General features: G+C 70.0%; 20 protein-coding genes. 8 read left to right on the plus strand and 12 right to left on the minus strand.

Annotation, left to right across the window (positions count from 1 at the left end; genetic code table 11):
* The first annotated feature begins 74 nt into the window (after nucleotides 1-74).
* From AC5P1C_RS13595 to AC5P1C_RS13615, 5 genes are all read left to right on the plus strand, one after another.
* Nucleotides 75-1,403, plus strand: coding sequence for a DUF2252 domain-containing protein (locus AC5P1C_RS13595; RefSeq protein ID WP_493866016.1), 1,329 nt, complete (start codon nucleotides 75-77; stop codon nucleotides 1,401-1,403).
* A gap of 79 nt (nucleotides 1,404-1,482) precedes the next feature.
* On the plus strand, nucleotides 1,483-2,169 hold the full coding sequence (locus tag AC5P1C_RS13600) for a hypothetical protein (protein WP_493866017.1): 687 nt from the start codon (nucleotides 1,483-1,485) through the stop codon (nucleotides 2,167-2,169).
* A gap of 44 nt (nucleotides 2,170-2,213) precedes the next feature.
* On the plus strand, nucleotides 2,214-3,032 hold the full coding sequence (locus AC5P1C_RS13605) for a thioredoxin domain-containing protein (protein ID WP_493866018.1): 819 nt from the start codon (nucleotides 2,214-2,216) through the stop codon (nucleotides 3,030-3,032).
* Nucleotides 3,033-3,157: 125 nt separating this feature from the next.
* Nucleotides 3,158-4,816, plus strand: coding sequence for an alkaline phosphatase D family protein (locus AC5P1C_RS13610; protein WP_493866019.1), 1,659 nt, complete (start codon nucleotides 3,158-3,160; stop codon nucleotides 4,814-4,816).
* A gap of 40 nt (nucleotides 4,817-4,856) precedes the next feature.
* Entirely contained in the window at nucleotides 4,857-6,434 is a 1,578-nt protein-coding gene (locus AC5P1C_RS13615; RefSeq protein ID WP_493866020.1) for a serine/threonine-protein kinase, read from the plus strand.
* A gap of 43 nt (nucleotides 6,435-6,477) precedes the next feature.
* Here the strand turns inward: AC5P1C_RS13615 and AC5P1C_RS13620 are convergent, their stop codons facing one another.
* Nucleotides 6,478-7,047 (minus strand): dienelactone hydrolase family protein, encoded by a 570-nt coding sequence (locus AC5P1C_RS13620; protein ID WP_493866021.1) that lies wholly within the window; start codon nucleotides 7,045-7,047, stop codon nucleotides 6,478-6,480.
* A 30-nt stretch (nucleotides 7,048-7,077) separates the two neighbouring features.
* Here AC5P1C_RS13620 and AC5P1C_RS13625 point away from each other — a divergent pair, with 30 nt between their 5' ends.
* Nucleotides 7,078-8,169: a mechanosensitive ion channel family protein gene (locus AC5P1C_RS13625; protein WP_493866022.1), complete on the plus strand. Its 1,092-nt coding sequence runs from the start codon at nucleotides 7,078-7,080 to the stop codon at nucleotides 8,167-8,169.
* Between the two features lie 7 nt (nucleotides 8,170-8,176).
* On the opposite strand, the gene AC5P1C_RS13630 is transcribed toward AC5P1C_RS13625, so the two are convergent.
* From AC5P1C_RS13630 to AC5P1C_RS13650, 5 genes are all read right to left on the minus strand, one after another.
* Nucleotides 8,177-9,766 (minus strand): Na+/H+ antiporter, encoded by a 1,590-nt coding sequence (locus AC5P1C_RS13630; RefSeq protein WP_493866023.1) that lies wholly within the window; start codon nucleotides 9,764-9,766, stop codon nucleotides 8,177-8,179.
* 123 nt (nucleotides 9,767-9,889) lie between these two features.
* Nucleotides 9,890-10,360 (minus strand): GNAT family N-acetyltransferase, encoded by a 471-nt coding sequence (locus tag AC5P1C_RS13635; protein WP_493866024.1) that lies wholly within the window; start codon nucleotides 10,358-10,360, stop codon nucleotides 9,890-9,892.
* Nucleotides 10,357-11,298 carry an RluA family pseudouridine synthase gene (locus AC5P1C_RS13640; RefSeq protein ID WP_493866025.1) on the minus strand — a complete coding sequence of 314 codons (942 nt, stop codon included), beginning with the start codon at nucleotides 11,296-11,298 and terminating at the stop codon, nucleotides 10,357-10,359. The genes AC5P1C_RS13635 and AC5P1C_RS13640 overlap by 4 nt, the downstream gene beginning before the upstream one ends.
* Before the next feature lie 70 nt (nucleotides 11,299-11,368).
* Nucleotides 11,369-11,992 carry a signal peptidase II gene (gene lspA / locus AC5P1C_RS13645; RefSeq protein ID WP_493866026.1) on the minus strand — a complete coding sequence of 208 codons (624 nt, stop codon included), beginning with the start codon at nucleotides 11,990-11,992 and terminating at the stop codon, nucleotides 11,369-11,371.
* 78 nt (nucleotides 11,993-12,070) lie between these two features.
* Complete coding sequence (locus AC5P1C_RS13650) at nucleotides 12,071-12,967, minus strand: TraR/DksA family transcriptional regulator (RefSeq protein WP_493866027.1); 897 nt, start codon at nucleotides 12,965-12,967, stop codon at nucleotides 12,071-12,073.
* Nucleotides 12,968-13,272: 305 nt separating this feature from the next.
* Here AC5P1C_RS13650 and AC5P1C_RS13655 point away from each other — a divergent pair, with 305 nt between their 5' ends.
* Both AC5P1C_RS13655 and ileS read left to right on the plus strand, forming a co-directional pair.
* Nucleotides 13,273-13,464, plus strand: a complete 192-nt coding sequence (locus tag AC5P1C_RS13655; protein WP_087883719.1) for a DUF1059 domain-containing protein — start codon at nucleotides 13,273-13,275, stop codon at nucleotides 13,462-13,464.
* A 338-nt stretch (nucleotides 13,465-13,802) separates the two neighbouring features.
* Complete coding sequence (gene ileS, locus AC5P1C_RS13660; protein WP_493866028.1) at nucleotides 13,803-16,943, plus strand: isoleucine--tRNA ligase; 3,141 nt, start codon at nucleotides 13,803-13,805, stop codon at nucleotides 16,941-16,943.
* 223 nt (nucleotides 16,944-17,166) lie between these two features.
* Here the strand turns inward: ileS and AC5P1C_RS13665 are convergent, their stop codons facing one another.
* From AC5P1C_RS13665 to ftsZ, 6 genes are all read right to left on the minus strand, one after another.
* The gene (locus AC5P1C_RS13665) at nucleotides 17,167-18,279 is read right to left on the minus strand and encodes a DivIVA domain-containing protein (protein ID WP_493866029.1); all 1,113 of its coding nucleotides are present in this window, start codon (nucleotides 18,277-18,279) and stop codon (nucleotides 17,167-17,169) included.
* A 52-nt stretch (nucleotides 18,280-18,331) separates the two neighbouring features.
* A complete protein-coding gene (locus AC5P1C_RS13670) occupies nucleotides 18,332-18,622 on the minus strand; it encodes a YggT family protein (protein WP_493866030.1) in 291 nt (96 codons plus the stop codon).
* A 70-nt stretch (nucleotides 18,623-18,692) separates the two neighbouring features.
* A complete protein-coding gene (locus AC5P1C_RS13675; protein WP_493866031.1) occupies nucleotides 18,693-19,337 on the minus strand; it encodes a cell division protein SepF in 645 nt (214 codons plus the stop codon).
* Nucleotides 19,338-19,461: 124 nt separating this feature from the next.
* Nucleotides 19,462-20,181, minus strand: a complete 720-nt coding sequence (locus AC5P1C_RS13680) for a YggS family pyridoxal phosphate-dependent enzyme (RefSeq protein ID WP_493866032.1) — start codon at nucleotides 20,179-20,181, stop codon at nucleotides 19,462-19,464.
* A gap of 6 nt (nucleotides 20,182-20,187) precedes the next feature.
* Nucleotides 20,188-20,919, minus strand: a complete 732-nt coding sequence (gene pgeF / locus AC5P1C_RS13685; protein ID WP_493866033.1) for a peptidoglycan editing factor PgeF — start codon at nucleotides 20,917-20,919, stop codon at nucleotides 20,188-20,190.
* On the minus strand, nucleotides 20,916-22,142 hold the full coding sequence (gene ftsZ / locus AC5P1C_RS13690; protein ID WP_493866034.1) for a cell division protein FtsZ: 1,227 nt from the start codon (nucleotides 22,140-22,142) through the stop codon (nucleotides 20,916-20,918). Before ftsZ ends, pgeF begins: the two co-directional genes overlap by 4 nt.
* Nucleotides 22,143-22,283: the final 141 nt, after the last annotated feature.

Raw genomic sequence — 22,283 nt, forward strand, 5'->3', positions numbered from 1 at the left:
TTGGACAGGTCGGAACACCTGTCCCAAATGTCATGCACGACCTGGCACCACCTGTTACCTGGAGGCACCCCGCGATGTCGGACCCGCAGCCCACCGCTGAGCAGCGCGGCGAGCAGATCCTCTCCGTGTTCGACACCGCGTTCGGCGAGCTGCTCGCCGCGGACCCCGCGGCGTTCCGGGTGAAGTTCCGGAAGATGGCCGCCTCCGCCTTCGCGTTCTACCGCGGCACGGCCTGCCTCTTCTACGGGGACCTGGAGCGCGAGCAGCATGGCGGTCCGTACCTGGACGAGCGCACGGGCCGGGTGTGGATCCACGGCGACCTGCACGCGGAGAACTTCGGCACGTACATGGACTCCCAGGGCCGCCTGATCTTCAACGTGAACGACTTCGACGAGGCGTACGTCGGCCCCTTCACCTGGGACCTGAAGCGCTTCGCCGCCTCCGTGGCCCTGATCGGGTACACGAAGGCGCTCAGCGACGAGCAGATCACCGACCTGGTGCGGATCTACGCGGCGGCGTACCGCGAGCGGATCCACGACCTGGCGACCGGCGCCAAGAGCGACGAGGTCCCGCCCTTCACCCTGGACACCGCTCAGGGCCCGCTCCTGGACGCCCTGCGCGACGCGCGCTCGCTGACCCGCTTCGGGCTCCTGGAGTCGATGACGGAGATCCGCGACTTCGAGCGCCGCTTCGCCCCGGGCGGCGGCTCCATCGAGCTCGACGCGGCCACGCGCTACAAGGTGCTCGCCGCCTTCGACGGCTATCTGGAGACGCTCCCCGAGTCCTCCCTGACCCGCCCCGACTCGTACCGCGTGAAGGACGTCGTCGGACGCCGCGGCATCGGCATCGGCTCGGCGGGCCTGCCCTCGTACAACATCCTCCTGGAGGGCAACAGCGACGCCCTGGAGAACGACGTCGTGATCTACCTCAAGCAGGCCCAGACCCCGGCCGTCTCGCGGCACATCACGGACGGCGCGGTCCGTGACTACTTCCAGCACGAGGGCCACCGCACGGTCATCTCGCAGCGCGCGCTCCAGGCGCACGCCGACCCGTGGCTGGGCTGGACCGAGCTGGACGGCGCGGGACAACTGGTCGCCGAGGTCTCTCCGTACGCCGTGGACCTGGACTGGTCGGACATCGACGACTGGGACGAGATCGCCGCGGTCATCGCCGACCTGGGCCGCGCGACCGCCACGATGCACTCCGCCGCCGACGACGAGAGCGGCCACTCGGACCTGGTGCCGTTCTCCACGGAGCGCGCCATCGACGCCGCCATCGCGGCGGACGAAGAGGGCTTCGGGGACCTGCTCGTGGACTTCGCGCACGACTACGGCGCGCGGGCCCGCAAGGACCACCAGATCTTCGTCGACCTGTTCCGTAACGGTCGGATTCCGGGTCTGTAGGCACGAAGACGAGGCCGTGCAACTCATAGGCAGCCTTTAGGGCTGCCTTATGGGAGCACATGGCACACTCAACTGCGCGATGGACATATCCGGGACCCAGCTCAGAGCCGTGCGCGCGGCGCTCTTCACGGCGCTCGTCGTGACGCTCTCCGCCGCGTCGCACGTCGTGCTGTCCCGCGCCCCGCTTCCGCTGACCACCGTCGCCGTGATCGCCGCGGCGGTCTTCGTCATCGCGTACGCCCTGGCGGGGCGCGAGCGCGGCTACGGCCGCATCGCCGCCCTGCTGATCCCCCTGGAGCTGGCCGCCGACACGGTGTTCACCACGGGGCAGCACGTCTGTTACGGGCAGGCGGGCGGTCCCGTCGCGGGCCCGCTGCGCTCCGTCGGCTTCGACGTGCTGTGCGGTGGCGCGAGCGTCGGCACACCGCTGGCCCAGATGACCGGCGGCGAGGGACACCGCGCCGCGGTACTGCTCGCCGACGCCGATCCGGGCGCCGCCTGGCTGCTGCTCGGCGCGCACATCGGGGTCGGTCTGGTCGCGGCGGCCTGGCTGGGACGCGGCGAGCGCGCCCTGGCCCAGCTCCTGCGCGCGGTGGGCGCCTCCACCTTCCGGCCGCTGCTCATCGCGGTCGCAGCGGTCACGGTCCGCCCGCGGTCCGTGCGCCGCGCCCCGCGGCCCGCGCGCCGGGTGCGGGCCGCGCGTTCGCGGCTTCTCGTGCACTTCGTGGGACGGCGTGGACCGCCGTGCTCGGCCGTCTTCGCCTGAGCACCACCGTCCCCACGCATGTCACCCCTACGGAGAACATCATCATGAGCAAGCGCAACAGCCAGGCGGCCAAGTCGGCGGCCCGCGAGCGGATCCGCGCCCAGCAGGAAGCCGAGCGCAAGCGGGAGAAGCGGAAGCGGTCGATCATCGTCGGCGTCTCCGTCGTCGCGGTCCTGGCGATCGCGGGCGGCATCGGCTACGCCGTCATGCAGTCCAACAAGCCCGGCCACTGGGAAGCCGCCGCGGACGAGAAGCTCGTCAAGCCGGCGAACTCCTCCGGCACGGACGGCACGACCGTCGTCATCGGCAAGGACAGCGCCAAGAAGACCCTCAAGGTCTACGAGGACCCGCGCTGCCCGATCTGCGCCAGCTTCGAGCAGACGGTCGGCCCGACGGTCGACAAGGACGTCGAGGACGGCAAGTACAAGATCCAGTTCATCGGCGCCTCGTTCCTCGACCGCAACCTCACGGGTGAGGGCTCCAAGAACGCGCTCAGCGCGATGGGTGCCGCCCTGAACGTGAGCGACCAGGCCTTCCTCGACTACAAGAAGGCGCTGTTCTCCAAGGAGAACCACCCCTCCGAGACGGAGGACAAGTTCAAGGACGACGCGTACCTGACCAAGATCGCGAACGAGGTCCCGGAGCTCAAGAAGAGCAAGACCTTCGCGAAGGACGTCAAGGACGGCACGTTCGACCGCTGGGCCCTGGAGATGTCGAAGAAGTTCGACGACAACAAGGACGGCGTCGACGGCACGCCTTCCTTCGTCATGGACGGCAAGAAGCTGACCGGCTCCGACAAGAAGAACGCTCCCTCGACGGTCGAGGACTACAAGAAGGCCATCGACGCGGCGCTGAAGGGCTGACCGGCCACCGGCCACCGGCCACCGGCCTGGAAAGCCGCGCGCTGAGCGGCATGTAGCGGAAGAGCGGGCGAACGTTTCACGGTTCGCCCGCTCTTGGCGATTACTGATCAGTAAGGTAATCGCCCGTGACCAGTCGAAACAGCGCACACAGACCGCTCAACTCCCCGGCCCCGAGCCGCCGTACGGTCGTCAAGGCCGCTGCCGCCACCGCGGCGCTCGCGCCGCTCTCCGCGGCTCCCCTCGCCCACGCTGCCGAAGGGCCCGCGTTCCACCACGGAGTCGCATCCGGCGACCCCCTGCCCGACGGCGTCCTGCTGTGGACCCGCGTGACGCCGGTACCCGAGGCCTCGCCGGGTTCCGGCAAGGGGCCGGACACCGAGGTGAGTTGGCAGATAGCCAAGGACAAGGGCTTCACCCAGGTCGTCGGCCACGGCAGCACGACCGCGCGGGCGTCGGCCGACCACACGGTCAAGGCCGACGTAAGGGGCTTGAGCCCTGCCACCACCTATTACTTCCGCTTCTCCGCGGGTGACACGCACTCCTCCGTGGGCCGCACCCGCACCACTCCCGCCCACGAAGCGGCCTCCCCCGGCGTCCGGTTCGGCGTGGTGTCCTGCGCCAACTGGGAGGCCGGCTACTTCTCCGCGTACCGCCATCTCGCGGCCCGCACCGAACTCGACGCGGTGCTGCACCTCGGCGACTACATCTACGAATACCCGAGCGGCGAGTACCCGGCCGCCGAGTACGGAGTACGGCAGCACGAGCCGCGGCACGAGATCATCGGCCTCGCCGACTACCGCACCCGGCACGGCGTCCACAAGACCGACCCGGACGCGCAGGCGATGCACGCCACGCACCCCCTGATCGCGATCTGGGACGACCACGAGTTCGCCGACAACACCTGGTCGGGCGGCGCGGTGAACCACTCCCCGGAGACCGAGGGCGGCTGGGCACAGCGCATGGCGGCCGCCAAGCAGGCGTACTTCGAGTGGATGCCCGTACGTCCCTCCACCGAAGGCACCGTCTACCGCCGCCTCCGCTTCGGCAAGCTGGCCGATCTGCACCTGCTCGACCTGCGCTCCTTCCGCTCCGAGCAGGCCGGATTCGGCAGCGGTGACGTGGACGACCCAGGCCGTACGATCACGGGACGCGCCCAGCTCGACTGGCTGAAGGCGGGGCTCGCCTCGTCCGACGCCTCCTGGAAGCTGGTCGGCACCTCGGTGATGATCTCGCCGGTCGCCTTCGGCTCCGTACCGGCCCATCTGCTCGAACCCATCGCGGAGTTGCTCGGCCTGCCCAAGGAGGGCCTCGCCGTCAACGGCGACCAGTGGGACGGCTACACGGACGACCGCAAGGAGCTCATCTCCCACCTGGTCGACAAGGCCGTCCGGAACACGGTCTTCCTCACCGGGGACATCCACATGGCCTGGGCGAACGACGTGCCGGTCAGGGCCGCCACATACCCCGGATCGTCCTCCGCGGCCACGGAGTTCGTGGTCACGTCCGTGACCTCCGACAACGTGGACGACATGCTGCACGTCGCCCCGCACACCCTCTCGCTGGTCGCGGTGGGCGCGGTGAAGGCGGCCAACCGCCATGTGAAGTGGCTCGACATGGACTCACACGGCTACGGCGTCCTCGACGTCACCGCCGAGCGCTCGCAGATGGACTACTACGTCCTGTCCGACCGCAAGGACCCCAAGGCCACGTCCTCGTGGGTCCGTTCGTACCGCACCCTCAGCGGCACCCAGAAGGTCGAGCGGGTGTCGTCGCCGGTGCGCTGACCGCCTCACGCCTGTCGGTGGCGCCCTCTACGCTGGTGACATGAGCGGCCAGGGGGACATGGTGGACGGGCGCTTCGAGCTGCTCGAGCGGCTCGGCAGCGGGGGCATGGGCACGGTGTGGCGGGCGCGCGACACCGTGCTGCACCGCGAGGTGGCCGTCAAGGAAGTGCGGCCCTCGGGCCGTGAGCTGACGGACGAGGAGTCGCGCGTCCTGCGGGAGCGGGTCCTGCGTGAGGCCAGGGCGCTGGCCCGGCTCAACCACCCGCATGTGGTGACGATCCATCACATCGTGGACACGGGCCCGCACCCCTGGATCGTGATGGAGCTGCTGCCGGGCCGCACGCTCCAGGACCTCCTGGAACAGGGCACGTTGCCGCCCCACGAGGCCGCGCGCATCGGCCGCGAGCTGCTCTCGGCGCTGCGCGTCGCCCACGCGGCGGGCATCCTGCACCGGGACGTGAAGCCCGCCAACGTACTGCTGCGGGCAGAGACCCCCGGTGTTCCGGGCATCTCCGTGGTCCTCACGGACTTCGGCATCGCCTCGCTGCGGGGCTCCACGCAGCTCACCGCCACGGGCGACCTGATCGGTTCGCCGGAGTACATCGCGCCCGAGCGCATCCGCGGCACGGACGAGGGCCCGGCGGCCGACCTCTGGTCGCTCGGCCTCGTCCTGTACGTCGCGGTGGAGGGCGTCAGCCCACTGCGCCGCGCCTCGACGCTCGCCACACTCGCCGCCGTGCTCGACGAACCGGTACCTCCGCCCGTGCGCTCCGGGCCGCTCGCCCCGGTCCTTGGCGCCCTCCTCGTGCGGGACCCGGCGCTGCGTCCGGACGCGGAGCGCCTGGACGCGATGCTCGCCGCGGTGGCGAACGGCATCGCCTGGCAGCCGACGGAGACCGCGGAGCGGCCTCCGGTCCCGGCGGAGCGGCCTCCTGTCCCGGCCGAGCGGCCCGCCGTCACGGTGGGGCAGCCGTCTCCGGCCGCCGATCCCCGCGGTCGTACGCCGGTGATCGTCGCGGTGATCGCCGTGGCGCTCGCCCTGGTGGCCGGCGCCGCGCTGGTCCTCGCGCTGCGGGGCGGGGACGGCACGGGCGGGGACGAGGGCAAGGGCGACGGGAGCACCGCCGCGGGGACTCCGTCCAAGGAGTCGCCCGAGCCCTCGAAGGAACCCACGGAGAAACCGAAGGAGCCCACGAAAGAGCCCACGAAGGCGTCCAAGAGCCCCACACGGAGCGAGAGCCCCGACCCGACCACACCACCGGCGTCCTCCCCCGGTGTCCCGCCCGCATCGGGCAGCTGGGTCGCCCAGCTCTTCTCCGAGCCCGTCGGCTCGGGAGCGGACACCCGCGACCGCAGACTCGCGGCGGTGCGCAAGGACGTGCCCGAGGCGGAGTACCTGCGCAGTGACGACTACGCGTCGCTGCGGCCCGGCTTCTGGGTGATCTACGCTCCCGGGCCCTTCGCGGACGGCCGGGCGGCCCTGCGGTTCTGCGCCGAGCGCGGCAGGACGACCGGCAACGAATGCGTCGGGCGCTATCTCAGCTCCAACGGCGGGGACTACGGCCTGCAGTGCAAGCCGCCCGCGAGCGCCCCGGTGGGACGCTGCACGCGCGCGTGAAGCTCTGCGGGAGCACGCCGGGAGGCATGCCCACTGTGCGCGGTCAGAGGGTTTCCAGGAAGCCGATCGCCGTCCGCCACGTCGTCTCCGCCGCCTCGGCGTCGTAGTCGTCCAGGTCGGGGTCCGTGTAGATGTGGCCCGCTCCCGCGTAGCGGTAGACCTCGACGTCGGCGCCGGTCCTGCCCATCTGCAGGTACCACGCGCTCAGCCAGTCGTCCGTCTCGAACGGGTCCGGCTCGGCCACGTGCAGCTGCACCGGCAACTCGTCCACGGTCGTGTTCTCCGCGATGTCGGACGTGCCGTGCAGGAGCAGAAGGCCGCGCGCCTTGTCGTCGCCGAGCGCGAGGGTCTGCGCGGTGGCGGCGCCGAACGAGAATCCGGCGTAGACGAGGCCCCGCTCGGAGTAGGGCGCGGCGGCCAGAATGGCCCGCTTGAGGAGCTCGTCCTTGCCGAGCTCGTCCTTGAAGGCCATGCCTTCCTCGACGGTGTCGAAGGTCCGCCCGTCGAAGAGGTCGGGCGTCCACACCTCGTGCCCCTCGGCGCGCAGCCGGTCGGCCGCCGCGTGCACCGCGGGCCGCAGCCCGTACGTCGAGTGGAAAAGCATGATGTTCATGAGGCCATCGTGCCACCTACCCTCGAGGGCATGGAGAACGTACTGCGTCCGTTGATCGTGGTCGGCGGCTCGGTCGTGCTCACGCTGGCCGTGGGATGGCTTGCCGACGCGCTGCTGCGCCGGGCCGACGACCGCCACCCCGACAACCCACTGTGGGGTCTGCTGCGCCGTTGCCGGCTGCCCCTCCAATTCGTGCTGTGCGCCGCCCTGCTGCGCGGCTTGTTCGAGCACGCGGAGATCGCCGCGGACCATTCGGCCGGCATCGGTCAGACACTGACCCTGATCCTCATCGGGTCGGTGGCCTGGCTGCTCGTCCGCATCGCCACGGCGATCGTCGAGTCCACGTACGCGCGCTACGCGGGCGCACACCGGGATCCGGCCCGGGTCCGCCGGGTGCGTACGCAGGTCACACTCATCCAGCGGGTCGTCACCGCGATCGTCGGCGTCGTGGCCGTCGGGGCGATGCTGCTCACCTTCCCCGCCATGCAGGCGGCCGGGACGTCCCTGCTGGCGTCGGCGGGCGTCCTCGGCATCGTCGCGGGCGTCGCCGCCCAGTCCACGCTCGCCAATCTCTTCGCGGGGCTGCAGATCGCCTTCGGCGACATGGTGCGGATCGGGGACACGGTCGTCGTGGACGGCGAGTGGGGCACGATCGACGAGATCACGCTGACCTTCCTCGCCGTACGGACCTGGGACGAGCGCCGGATCACGATGCCCGTGTCGTACTTCGTGTCGAAGCCCTTCGAGAACTGGTCGCGCGGCGGCACCCAGATGACGGGGACGGTCTTCTTCCAGCTGGACCACACGGCGCCCATCACCGAGATGCGCGAGAAGCTCCAGGACATCCTGCGCGAGTGCGCCGCGTGGGACGGCAGGGACTGGGGACTTGCGGTCACGGACACGACGCCGACCACGATCGAGGTCCGCGCCCTGGCCACCGCCAAGGACGCGGACGACATCTGGACGGTGCGGGTCACGGTGCGCGAGCACCTGGTCCGCTGGCTGACCGAGCACCATGCGTACGCGCTGCCGCGGGTCAACACGGCCTGGGCCGAAACGCCGCCGGACGGCGACCGTCCGCATCCGCCGCCGCCGATCGTGCCGCGCACCGGCCGGGGCTGAGCCGCCGTCAGGACCGCAGGCTGCGGACGTCGAGGTGGTGCAGGACCCGGTCGACGATCTCGGGGTCGGCGCCGGGTTCGCTGCGCGCGGCGAGGATCTCGTGGCGGGCGGCCGACATCATGTCGCGCTGGATGCGCTGGACCGCCTTGAGACGGTCGGCGCGCTTGGTGTACCGCTCGCGCCGTTCGTCGTCGACGATGTCGGGGCTGATCCTGGCCCCGATGTCGAACGCCCCGCGCAACAGCCGCTCCGAGAGGTCCTCCGGCAGCTCCTCGACCTCTTCGATCTCCTTGAGCCGGCGCTTGGCGGCCTTGGCCGCCCGGATGGCGAGGTCACGCTCGATGGCCCGCTCGGCGTCGGTGTCGGCGCGCACCCCGAGCTTCTTCACCAGCCAGGGCAGCGTGAGCCCCTGGACGACGAGGGTCGCCATGATGACGCAGAAGGCGATGAAGATGATCTCGTCCCGGGCGGGGAAGGGCTCGCCGCTGTCCGTCTCCAGCGGAATGGCCAGGGCGAGCGCGACCGACGCCACGCCACGCATCCCCGACCACCACATGACGACGGTCTCACGCCAGGTCGTCGGGATCTCCTCGTCGACGTCCCGCAGCTTGTGCAGCCGCTTGGCGAGCCAGGTAGCGGGCAGCAGCCACATCAGCCGTACGCCGACGACGACCGCGACGACGACCGCGCCCCAGCCGAGCATCTGTGCCTCACGGCCGCTCGCCGTGCCGAAGACGTTGTGCAGTTCGAGCCCGATGAGCCCGAAGGCGACGCCGGTGACCAGGGTGTCGACGATTCTCCAGAACGTCTGCCCGGTGATCCGCCCGAGCACGTCGTCGGCGTCGGCCGCGTGCTCCGCGAGATAGAGCGCGGTGGTCAGCACGGCGAGCACGCCGGAGCCCATCAGCTCCTCGGCGAGGACATAGCTCACGAAGGGCACGAGCAGCGTCAGGCCGGTCTGCAGGGTGGCCTCGCCGAGCAGCCCCATGAGCTTGTTGGTGAGCCAGCCGAGCGCGACTCCTATGGCGATGGCGACCACCGCGGAGAGCACGAGCTGCCCCACCGCCGAGGGCCACGAGAACGTCCCGCTGACCGCCGCCGCGATCGCCACGTGGTAGAGCACGATCGCTGTCACGTCGTTGAAGAGCCCCTCGCCCTCCAGGATCGACACGAGCCGCCGCGGCAGCCCGAGCGACCCGGCGACGGCGGTCGCCGCGACCGGGTCGGGCGGCGCCACGAGCGCGCCGAGCGCCACGGCGGCGGCGATCGGCAGTCCGGGGACGACCGATCCCGCGACCGCGGCGACCGCGGCGGTCGTCACGAAGACGAGGGCCACGGCGAGCAGGAAGATGGGGCGTCTGTTGGCCGCGAACTGCCGCCAGGAAGTGCGCTGGACGGCCGCGTACAGCAACGGCGGGAGGACCAGCGGCAGGATGTAGTCGGGCGGGATCTCGACGTTCGGGACCCAGCTCACGAAGGCGAGCACGATCCCGACCAGCGTCATGAGCACGGGTGCGGGCAGCCCGATCCGCTCGCCCAGCGGCACCGTCACCACGGCGCCGAGCAACAGGACGAGCAGCAGCGCCAGTTGGTCCACGGTGCGCCCTCCGGCGAATCGAGACGGTTCAGGACTCGGACGATCAAGACCTCAACCCTGCCACGATTCACCGCGAACCGGGCCAATGCCCCTCCGGCACCCCGGGCGGTGACGACCCGAGCGTCAGCCCAGCGCCTTGCGCATCGCCCGGTGCGCTATCCCCGCGTCGGGGAACTCGGGGCCGTAGACCTCGTATCCCAGGCGTTCGTAGAAGCCGAGCGCATGGGTCTGCGCGTGCAGGTCCACCGCGGTGAGGCCGAGCGCGCGTGCCGCGTCCTCGATCGCCCGGACCAGGGCGGCACCGACACCGAGCCCGCGCGCGGCCCGCGTCACCGCGAGCCGGCCGAGCGCGCCCACGTCGGGGTCCCCGCCGTTCTTGGCCGCGGCGGCCTCGCCGGACAGCAGGCGGCCCGTGCCCAGCGGCGTCCCGTCCTCACGGACCGCGAGGACGTGCAGCGCCCCGGCGTCGTACGCGTCGTACTCGAGGTCCTGGGGGACCTGCTGTTCGACGACGAAGACTTCCTTGCGGACCGCGAAACAGGCCTCCAGGTCGTCCGCCTCGACCGCGACCCGGCAGGTGACCTTGGCGCTCATGAGCTCTCGGCCCGCACGCGGTCGAGCGCCTGCTGGAGGTCGTCCGGATACGTGCTCTCGAACTCCACCCACTGGCCGTCGCCGGGGTGCTCGAAGCCGAGCCGCACCGCGTGCAGCCACTGGCGCGTGAGACCGAGGCGCTTGGCGATCGTGGGGTCCGCTCCATACGTCAGGTCGCCCACGCACGGGTGCCGATGCGCCGCCATGTGCACGCGGATCTGGTGCGTGCGGCCCGTCTCCAGCTTGATGTCGAGCAGCGAGGCCGCCCGGAACGCTTCGATGAGGTCGTAGTGCGTGACGGAGGGCTTGCCCTCGGCCGTGACCGCCCACTTGTAGTCGTGGTTCGGGTGGCGGCCGATGGGGGCGTCGATCGTGCCGCTCATCGGGTCGGGGTGGCCCTGCACCAGCGCGTTGTACCGCTTGTCGACCGTGCGCTCCTTGAACTGGCGCTTCAGGGAGGTGTACGCGCGCTCCGACTTGGCGACCGCCATGAGGCCGGAGGTGCCCACGTCCAGGCGGTGCACGATGCCCTGGCGCTCGGCGGCGCCGGACGTCGAGATGCGGTACCCGGCGGCGGCGAGGCCGCCGATCACCGTGGTGCCGGTCCAGCCGGGGCTGGGGTGCGCGGCCACGCCCACGGGCTTGACGATCACAAGGATGTCGTCGTCGTCATGGATGATCTCCATGCCCTCGACGGGCTCGGCGACGATCTGCACCGGAGCGGGCGCCTGCGGCATCTCCACCTCCAGCCAGGCGCCGCCGTGCACACGCTCGGACTTGCCGACCACGGAGCCGTCGACCATCACCTTGCCTGCCGCCGCGAGGTCGGCGGCCTTCGTGCGGGAAAAACCGAACATGCGCGAGATGGCGGCGTCGACGCGCTCGCCCTCCAGGCCGTCCGGCACGGGCAGGGTACGGATCTCGGGAATCGTGCTCACCCATTGAGTATGCAGGAGGCCACTGACACTCCCGCACCACGAGGTCCCGCCGCGCACCCCGCCGGCCGGGTCAGTCCTTGTGGACGGTCCCGTCCGGGTCCAGGCCGCGGAAGGAAAGAATCACGATCAGGAAGCCACCGCAGACGATCGCCGAGTCCGCGAGGTTGAACACCGCGAAGCCCTTCGGCGCGATGAAGTCGACCACCGCGCCCTCGAACACACCGGGGGCACGGAAGATCCGGTCGGTGAGGTTCCCCAGGGCGCCGCCGAGCAGCATGCCGAGCGCGATCGCCCACGGCATGCTGTAGAGCTTGCGGGCCAGGCGGACGATCACCACGATCACGGCCGCCGCGATGCACGTGAAGATCACGGTGAAGGCCTCACCCATCCCGAAGGCGGCGCCCGCGTTCCGGATGGCGTTGAACTGGAGCCAGTCGCCGATGATCTCGATCGGCTCGTGGTGCTCGAGCTTCGCGACGACGATCATCTTGCTGACGAGGTCCAGGGCGTACGCGAGCACGGCCACCGCGAACAGGGCGAGGATCTTGCGCTTGCCCTTGGGCCGCTGCTCGTCCGTAGCGGCCTGCTCCTCGGAGGAGGTCCGCTCGTCCTTGGCGGCCCGCTCGCCCTGCTCGTCCTGCCCCGCCGCCTCAGGGTTGTCCGGCGTACCGATGATGCGCTCCGCCTCTGCCACGTGAGTCCCTCGACCTAGGTACCTGACTGGGGACGAGGGTACGGCACACACGTGCGGCTCCAGGTGGTCAGGCCGTGTTCAATAGCGCCGTTCCTGCTTCTGCTTGCAGTCCATGCACAGGGTCGCGCGGGGGAAGGCCTGCATCCGCGCCTTGCCGATGGGATTGCCGCAGTTCTCGCAGATGCCGTACGTCCCCGCGTCCAGCCGCTCCAGGGCGCGCTCGGTCTGTTCGAGCATCTCGCGCGCGTTGGCGGCCAGAGACATCTCATGTTCCCGCGTGATGTTCTTCGTGCCGGTGTCCGCGTCGTCGTCGCCCGCGCCGTCCCCGGAGTCCCGCATCAGGCCCGCCAGGGCGTTCTCCGCGGAGGAGATCTCGCTGCCGAGCCGCAGCGCCTCGCTCTGGAGCTCCGCGCGGGCCTCCTCGACCTCCTCCGGGGTCCAGGGGTCCTCACCGGGCCGGACCGCAAGCTCGCCCGGCTCCGCGGCGGCGGCACGCGCCTTGGGCACCGCCGTCGGCTTCTTCGCCGCTGTCGCCGTGCCCGGAGTCTTCTTCGTAACCACGGTCGTGGCTCCCGTCGTCTCCGCGGCCTGAGCCGCATCCTCGGCCGCTGTCGCAGCCGTCTTCTTGGCCGTGCTCTTCTTGGACGCGCTCTTCTTGGCAGCTGTTTTCTTCGCCGGGGCCGTCTTCTTGGCCGCGGTGGCCTTCTTCGCCGGAGGGGCCTTCTTCGCGGCGGCCTTCTTGGCGGCGGGCTCCTTGCCCACCCCTTCCCCGTCCGTGGTCTTCTTGCCGGCGTCGGCGACCTTGACGACCGCTTTCTTCGCGACGGCCTTCTTGGCCGCCGCCTTCTTCGCCACGGCCTTCTTGACCACCGCCTTCTTCGTGGTCTTCTCGGCCACGGTCTTCTCGGCGGCGGCCTTCTCCCCCATGGATCTGCCTGACGCCGAACGCTGTACGGCGGTCTTCTTCGCCACCATGGCCGCGGCCCCTTCACATTTTGTGATCTTGCTCGCGAATCGTGCTGGGACGATAAATCGACTCAGGGCCCGCGGCAACGGGGCACGCCGCCCGATCCGCCCGCCCCACGGGTGCCGCGCGGCGAGCATGCATGCGTTGTGCCCAGCTCCCAGCCGGGTAATCCGGCCGGTATCCGGGGTCAGGATCCGGACGCTCCCGGTGTCGCCATTCGGGTCAGTCACCGCGGCTTCGGTGCCACCGGGGCCGCGGCCGATTCAAGACCGAAATCAGGCATAAAATGGGACATGATCCTAGAAGGTGCACCATGCGCAAGACAGCGGACTGCCGCGAATTCCCGAGCGAGACCAACTGCACCCTCGCCATCTCCGGCGAGGAAGAGGAAGTGGTGCGCGCCGCCAGCGAGCACGCCGTGTCCGTCCACGGGCACACCGACAGCCCGGAGCTGCGGAAGATGGTCCGCGACTCCCTCAGGGACGAGGTCCCCCAGCACGCCTGACGAGACGCCCGAATAACCGGTCGGCCCCGCCCCGCCCGGCCCCGTACACTGGGCGGTGCGAGAAGCGTGGATGGGGACGAGTAGCGGCGTACGCGGCCATGAGCGACCCGGGGACGGTGTGAGCCCGGGGGCAGGCGCGACGCGAAGATCACCCCGGAGCCGCCGGAAGAAAGCCGAAGCCCAGGCAGCGGCCAGTAGACCCGGCATCGCGACCCCAATGAGGGGGCTTTCCCGTACGTCACACGCGTGGGGAAGGCCAAGGAGGGTGGTACCGCGGGAGCGCGACAAGCGGCTCTCGTCCCTCCGACGGAACGGAATCGTCCGCCGGAGGAAGCGCGTTGAACACGCAGCCGCAGTACCGCCAGGTGCCCGCCCAGGTCGACCTGCCCGCCCTTGAGCACGCCGTGCTCGACTTCTGGCGCGAGCAGAAGATCTTCGCCAAGAGCCTGGAGCAGTCCGAGGGGCGCCCCGAGTGGGTGTTCTACGAAGGTCCGCCCACCGCCAACGGCATGCCGGGCGCCCACCACATCGAGGCCCGCGTCTTCAAGGACGTCTTCCCGCGCTTCCGCACCATGCGGGGCTACCACGTCGCCCGCAAGGCCGGCTGGGACTGCCACGGCCTGCCGGTCGAGCTCGCGGTCGAGAAGGAGCTCGGGTTCAACGGCAAGAAGGACATCGAGGCGTACGGCATCGCCGAGTTCAACGCCAAGTGCCGCGAGTCCGTGACCCGGCACACCGACGCCTTCGCCGACCTCACGACCCGCATGGGCTACTGGGTCGATCTCGACGACGCGTACCGCACGATGAACCCCGAGTACGTGGACTCCGTCTGGTGGTCCCTGAAGGAGATCTTCAACAAGGACCTCCTCGTCCAGGACCACCGCGTCGCCCCCTGGTGCCCGCGCTGCGGCACCGGCCTCTCCGACCACGAGCTGGCGCAGGGCTACGAGACGGTCGTCGACCCCTCCGTCTTCGTCCGCTTCCCGCTCACCTCCGGCCCTCTCGCGGGCGAGGCGGCCCTCCTGGTGTGGACGACCACTCCGTGGACGCTCGTCTCGAACACCGCGGTCGCCGCGCACCCGGACGTCACGTACGTCGTCGCGACGAACGGGGAAGAGAAGCTCGTCGTCGCCGAGCCGCTCGTCGAGAAGGCCCTCGGCGAGGGCTGGGAGACCACGGGCCAGACCTTCACCGGCGCCGAGATGGAGCGCTGGAACTACCAGCGCCCGTTCGAGCTCGTGGAGTTCCCGGCTCCGGCCCACTTCGTGGTGAACGCCGACTATGTGACCACCGAGGACGGCACCGGTCTGGTCCACCAGTCCCCCGCCTTCGGTGAGGACGACCTCAAGGTCTGCCGCGCGTACGGCCTGCCGGTCGTGAACCCGGTGCGTCCCGACGGCACCTTCGAGGAGGACGTCCCGCTCGTGGGCGGTGTCTTCTTCAAGAAGGCCGACGAACAGCTGACCGCGGACCTCCAGGACCGCGGCCTGCTCTTCCGTCACATCCCGTACGAGCACAGCTATCCGCACTGCTGGCGCTGCCACACGGCGCTGCTCTACTACGCGCAGCCGTCCTGGTACATCCGCACGACGGCCATCAAGGACCGACTCCTCCAGGAGAACGAGAAGACCAACTGGTTCCCGGACTCGGTCAAGCACGGCCGCTTCGGCGACTGGCTGACCAACAACGTCGACTGGGCACTGTCCCGCAACCGCTACTGGGGCACCCCGCTGCCCATCTGGCGCTGCGAGGAGGGCCACTTGACCTGCGTGGGCTCGCGCGCGGAGCTGTCCGACCTGACGGGCACCGACCAGTCGGAGCTCGACCCGCACCGCCCGTACATCGACGCGGTGACATTCCCCTGCCCGACCTGCCAGGAGACCGCGACGCGCGTCCCCGAGGTCATCGACGCCTGGTACGACTCCGGTTCGATGCCGTTCGCGCAGTGGGGGTACCCGCACAAGAACAAGGAGCTCTTCGAGAGCCGCTACCCCGCGCAGTTCATCTCGGAGGCCATCGACCAGACCCGCGGCTGGTTCTACACGCTGATGGCCGTCGGCACCCTGGTCTTCGACAAGTCGTCGTACGAGAACGTGGTCTGCCTCGGCCACATCCTCGCCGAGGACGGCCGCAAGATGTCCAAGCACCTGGGCAATACCCTGGAGCCGATCCAGCTGATGGACCAGCACGGCGCCGACGCCGTGCGCTGGTTCATGGCGGCCGGCGGCTCCCCGTGGGCGGCACGCCGCGTGGGCCACGGCACCATCCAGGAGGTCGTCCGCAAGACGCTCCTCACGTACTGGAACACGGTCGCCTTCCAGGCCCTGTACGCCCGTACGTCGAAGTGGGCCCCCAGCGACGCCGACCCGGCGCCCGCCGACCGCCCGCTCCTGGACCGCTGGCTGCTCAGCGAGCTGCACGCGCTCACCGACCAGGTCACCCAGGCCCTGGAGGGCTACGACACCCAGCGCGCGGGCAAGCTCCTGTCCACGTTCGTCGACAACCTCTCGAACTGGTACGTACGCCGCTCCCGGCGCCGCTTCTGGCAGGGCGACAAGGCGGCCCTGCGCACCCTGCACGAGGTCCTGGAGACCGTCACCCGCCTGATGGCCCCACTGACACCGTTCATCGCGGAGCGCGTCTGGCAGGACCTGGTGGTGCCGGTCACCCCGGACGCCCCGGAGTCGGTCCACCTGACGTCCTGGCCCGAGGCCGACCTGTCGGCGATCGACCCGGACCTGTCCCGGCAGATGGTGCTCGTGCGCCGCTTGGTGGAGCTGGGCCGCGCCACGCGCGCGGAGTCGGGCGTGAAGACCCGCCAGCCCCTGTCCCGCGCCCTGATCGCGGCCACGGGCTTCGAATCGCTCAACCCGGAGCTGCACGCCCAGATCACCGAGGAGCTCAATGTCTCCTCGCTGGCGTCACTCTCCGAGGTCGGCGGATCACTGGTCGACACGACCGCGAAGGCGAACTTCCGCGCCCTGGGCAAGCGGTTCGGCAAGGGCGTCCAGGCGGTCGCCAAGGCGGTCGCCGACGCCGACGCGGCCGCGCTGTCCCTGGCCCTGCGCGAGGGCACGGCGTCGGTCGAGGTCGACGGCGAGAAGGTGACCCTGGCCCCGGATGAGGTCATCATCACGGAGACCCCGCGCGAGGGCTGGTCGGTGGCGTCCGACTCCGGTGCCACGGTCGCCCTCGACCTGGAGATCTCCGAGGAGCTGCGCCGGGCGGGCCTGGCCCGTGACGCGATCCGCCTGATCCAGGAGGCCCGCAAGAACAGCGGCCTGGACGTCGCGGACCGGATCACCCTGCGCTGGACCTCCACGGACCCGGCCGTGATCACGGCCCTGTCCGACCACGCCGACCTCATCGCGGACGAGGTCCTCGCCACGGACTTCCAGCAGGGCGAGGCGGACGACGCGTACGGCGAGACGTTCACGGACGAGTCCCTGTCCCTGACGTTCCGCCTCCGCAAGGCGTAACGGCCGAGAACCGGAAAGACCCGAAGGCCCGGTCCCGCCAAAGATCTTGGCGGGACCGGGCCTTCGGCGTTGTGTGCCCACGCACAGATGAACGTTTCTGCAAGCACGCGCCGACAGGCACACAACAAGAGGCCGACCCGCACACGACAAAAGGGCGAGGCCCCCAGAAGAACTGGGGGCCTCGCCCTGAACGCTGCCGACGCCTAAGGCGTGGAAACGGCCGTCAGTTGTCGTCCTCGTCGATGAGGAAGCCACGCATCGGCGACGGAGCCTGCTGCATGGGCTGCGGGGCCTGCGGCCGCACCGGCGCCATCGGCTGGGTCATCGCCGGCGACATCTGCTGCTGGCCGCCGTAGGACGGACCGGCGGTGGGCTGGTTGCCGCCCATGGACTGCTGACCGCCGTACGACGGGGCGCCCGCGCCGGCCGGTGCCATGGAAGGCGCCGGGGACGGCGGAAGGGAGGCCGTCGCCGGGGTCCGCGGCGGGGCCAGCGAGTCGTCGGCCTGGGTCTCCAGCTGACGGAGCTGCGACTCCAGGTAGGACTTCAGACGCGTGCGGTACTCGCGCTCGAAGCCGCGCAGGTCCTCGACCTTGCGCTCCAGCGTGGCGCGAGCGGACTCCAGGGAGCCCATCGCGACACGGTGCTTCTCCTGCGCGTCCCGCTCCAGGGCGTCGGCCTTGGCACGGGCGTCACGCTCGAGGCCCTCGGCACGCGAACGCGCCTCGCCCACGATCTTGTTGGCCTCGGAACGGGCCTCCGCGATCGCCTGGTCAGCGGTCTGCTGCGCCAGGGAGAGCACGCGCGCGGCGCTGTCGCCGCCGGGGCCCTGACCGGGCTGGGGCATCTGCGGACCGTGGCCGCCCATGGGACCACCCATGGGGCCGCCCATCGGGCCGCCCTGACCCATCGGGCCGGGGCCCTGGGGGCCACCCTGCTGACCGTGCTGCTGGCCGTGTCCACTGGGGCCCGCGGGCAGCTGCGGCGCACCACCGGGCAGCTGCGGCGGACCGCCCATCTGCTGCTGGTGCTGCGGGTGCTGCTGCTGCGGCGGCACCGGCTGCGGGCCCGATATTGCGGCGGGCACCGGGGCACCCGGACCGCGCTGGTCCTGGGGTTCCGGAGGCTTGCGCATCCCGCCCTGCTGCTGGTTCTGCGCAGCGGCGCGGGTCGCTGCGGCCAGTTTGGCGCGCAGGTCCTCGTTCTCTCGGAGCAAGCGAGTCAGTTCGGCTTCGACCTCATCGAGGAAGGCATCGACCTCGTCCTCGTCATAGCCTTCTCGGAGGCGGACGGTCGTGAACTGCTTGTTCCGCACGTCCTCGGGGGTCAACGGCATCTCTTCACCTCAACGTAGTCATCGGCAGTCGGCAAGACCGTATCGTCCACAGTCACCTCGCGAGATTGTTCACGACGGTGATCAAGATGTAGACGATGATCATCAGTACGAAGAAGGACAGGTCAAGTGCCACGCCCCCGAGACGCAGCGGCGGAATGAACCGCCGCAGAAGCTTGAGTGGTGGATCAGTGACAGTGTAGGTGGCCTCCAGAACGACCACCATCGCCTTGCCGGGTTGCCATGAGCGGGCGAACTGGAAGACGTAGTCCATGACCAACCGGAAGATCAGCACGATGAGGAAGCACATCAGCGCGATGTAAAGCACCTGCCAGACCACGCTCATGTTCGCGGTTCCCTCTCCCCTGTTACTCGTCCTGCGTTTGCCGGTTGTGCGTTACTGCGTCACTTACGTCTCAGCTCTGGTTGAAGAACCCGCCCTCTGCGATGCGAGCCTTGTCCTCCGCCGTTACATCGACGTTAGCAGGCGACAACAGGAACACCTTCTGCGTCACTCGCTCAATGCTGCCATGGAGACCGAAGACGAGTCCGGCGGCAAAGTCGACAAGTCGCTTCGCATCGGTGTCGTCCATCTCGGTCAGATTCATGATCACCGGGGTGCCCTCGCGGAAGTGTTCCCCGATGGTACGGGCCTCGTTGTACGTCCGCGGGTGCAGCGTGGTGATGCGGTAGGGCTCCCGCTCGGACACGACCTTGGGCATGATCACCGGTGCGTTCTTCTCCAGACTCTGGCGTTCAGGTGTGATGGATGCCACGGGGGCGATTCGTGCCGGACGTCCGGATTCCGCGCCTAGCGAAGCGGAATGGGCGACCGGCTCACGCTGTGCGGGGGGCTGCACCACTCGTACCGATTCGTCCCTTTCGGGCGCGTGCGCCTGACGGGACTGGTGCGACTGGTGGGGCGGCTCGTGCCGCCTGCGGTCCCGCTCGGGCTCCGGCTCGGGTTCGAACTCGTCATCGGGGTCGAACCCCGGACCGTCGTACCCGTCGTCCTCCACGAGGCCGAGGTAGACCGCCATCTTGCGCATCGCGCCGGCCATGCTCTGAGTCCTCCGCTCTGTGGTGGATCGGCTGTCGTCACCAACTGCCCGCGATCCACTAGGTCTCCCCGCCCAACAGCGAGAATGACCATATTTTCTGCTGTGGTCCGACTTCTTGGCGACGTTACCCGAGCCCGGGTCGGACTCCGAGTACCGCCGTACCGACGCGCACATGTGTCGCCCCGGCCGCAACGGCCTGTTCGAGGTCCGCACTCATCCCTGCCGATACCATGTTCGCAGCCGGATGAGCCGCGCGCATGAGGGTTGAGAATTCCATCAGCCGCTCGAACGCCGCCTGTTGCCGACCCGCGTAGGGACCGGTGAGCGGCGCCACGGTCATCAGACCGTCGAGCCGCAGCCCCGGAGCCTGCGCCACGAGTCCGGCCAACTCTTCGATTCCGCCGGGGCCCACGCCCCCGCGCTCGCCCCGCCCGTTCTCCTCGGCGTCGAGGGCGACCTGGATCAGACAGCCGAGCTCCCGCTCCGCGCGCACGGCGCCCGTCGACAGGGCAGTGACGAGCTTGGGGCGGTCCACGGACTGGACCACGTCGGCATAACTGACCACAGAACGGACTTTGTTGGTCTGCAATTGACCGACAAAGTGCCAAGTAAGGGGAAGGCCCGCGCAGTCGGCGGCCTTGGGGGCCGCGTCCTGGTCGCGGTTCTCGGCGACATGGCGCACACCGAGTTCCGAGAGGATCCGCACATCGCTCGCGGGGTAGGTCTTGGTGACCACGATCAGGGTCACCTCCTCCCGCTTGCGCCCGGCCGCCGCGCACGCCGCGGCGATGCGCTCTTCGACCTGCGCCAGATTTGCGGCGAGTTGAGACTTACGGTCCGTCATGCCCTATCAGTCCAGCCAGACATAGCCCGCGAGACGACCGGTGGTCCGGTCGCGGCGGTACGAGAAGTGGTCACCGGATTCCAGCGTGCACACCGGCGACTGCTCCCGGTCGTGCACCCCGAGCCGCTCGAGCTGGGCGTGCACCCCCGCGGTCACGTCGACCGCCGGAGTGCCCCAACTCGTCTCGGCGTACGCCGCCGGCTCGATCGCCGCGGCATCGGCGCGCATTGCCTCCGGCACTTCGTAGCACCGGCCGCAGACGGCGGGTCCGGTGCGGGCGATGACGCGGGCCGGGTCGGCGCCCAGCTTCACCATCGCCTCGACGGCGGCGGGAACGACTCCCGCCAGCATGCCGGGGCGCCCCGCGTGAGCCGCCGCGGCCACCTTGGCGACCGGGTCGGCGAGCAGGACAGGCGTGCAGTCCGCGGTGAGGACCGCCAGGGCCAGGCCCCGGCGGGCGGTCACCACGGCGTCGACCGCCGGGATCTCGGCGTCGGAGCCCCAGGGCCCGTCGACCACGACGGCGTCGGGGCCGTGCACCTGGTTCATCCAGACGACCCGCTGCGGGTCGAGGCCGAGCGAGGTGGCGGTGAGCGAACGATTCGTCCGCACCGCCTGAGGGTCGTCGCCGACCGCGCCGCCGAGATTGAGCTCTTCGTACGGAACGGCGCTCACCCCGCCCCACCTGTCGGTGAAGGCGAAGTGCGCGCCGCTCACAGTGCTGTGCTGGCTTATCACTTCAGGAAGTCCGGCACGTCCAGCTCTTCGGCCTGGCTGTCCTGGTACGGACGGGCCGGCGGCACCTGCGGCGGGGCCACGGGCGCCGACGGGGTCTCGTTGACCGGAGTCACCTCGACGGGCTCCGGAGCCGACGGCTCGTCGTGCGACGTGACGCTGCCCAGGCCGCCGTACGGCGAACGGGACTCGGCGGGACGGCTCGTGGCCGCCGGCTGCTCGTCACGCTGCTTGGTCGACGACGCCGAGCCGAGGACGGTGTCCCGCTTGGACGGCGGCTGCCCGCCGTCGAAGCCCGCCGCGATGACGGTGACCCGGACCTCGTCGCCCAGGGCGTCGTCGATGACGGCGCCGAAGATGATGTTGGCCTCGGGGTGGGCCGCCTCGCTGACCAGTTGGGCCGCTTCGTTGATCTCGAAGAGGCCGAGGTCGGAGCCGCCGGAGATGGAGAGCAGGACGCCCCGCGCTCCGTCGATGGACGCCTCCAGGAGTGGCGAGGAGATCGCCATCTCGGCGGCGGCCACCGCGCGGTCGTCGCCGCGCGCCGATCCGATGCCCATGAGGGCCGAACCGGCCTCGGACATGACCGACTTGACGTCGGCGAAGTCGAGGTTGATCAGACCCGGGGTCGTGATGAGGTCGGTGATGCCCTGAACACCGGAGAGCAGGACCTGGTCCGCCGACTTGAAGGCGTCCAGAACGCTGACCTGGCGGTCCGAGATGGACAGGAGCCGGTCGTTGGGGATGACGATGAGGGTGTCGACCTCTTCGCGCAGCTCCGCGATCCCGTCCTCGGCCTGATTGGCGCGACGACGGCCCTCGAAGGTGAACGGCCGAGTGACGACGCCGATGGTCAGGGCGCCCAGGGAGCGAGCGATGTTGGCGACGACAGGTGCGCCGCCGGTGCCGGTGCCACCGCCTTCACCGGCCGTGACGAAGACCATGTCGGCCCCCTTGAGGACCTCCTCGATCTCCTCGCGGTGGTCCTCGGCCGCCTTGCGGCCGACTGCCGGGTTGGCTCCGGCGCCGAGGCCACGGGTGAGTTCCCGGCCGACGTCGAGCTTGACGTCGGCGTCGCTCATCAACAGGGCTTGCGCGTCGGTGTTGATGGCGATGAACTCGACGCCCTTGAGACCGACCTCGATCATCCGGTTGATGGCATTGACACCACCGCCGCCGACACCGATGACTTTGATGACTGCGAGGTAGTTCTGCGGTGCTGCCACGTCGAAGGCCTCTCGCCTCGAGTTACGTGTCGCCGCCTCGCGGTCAAGCGCCGCGACGACTGATGCCGAATGGGACGGTCCGAACGCCGACCCGAACCCTAACGCTGAAGTTTAGGGTTACCAGTGTGTCTGTTCCTTGGA

This window comes from Streptomyces sp. A18 (assembly GCF_059026065.1).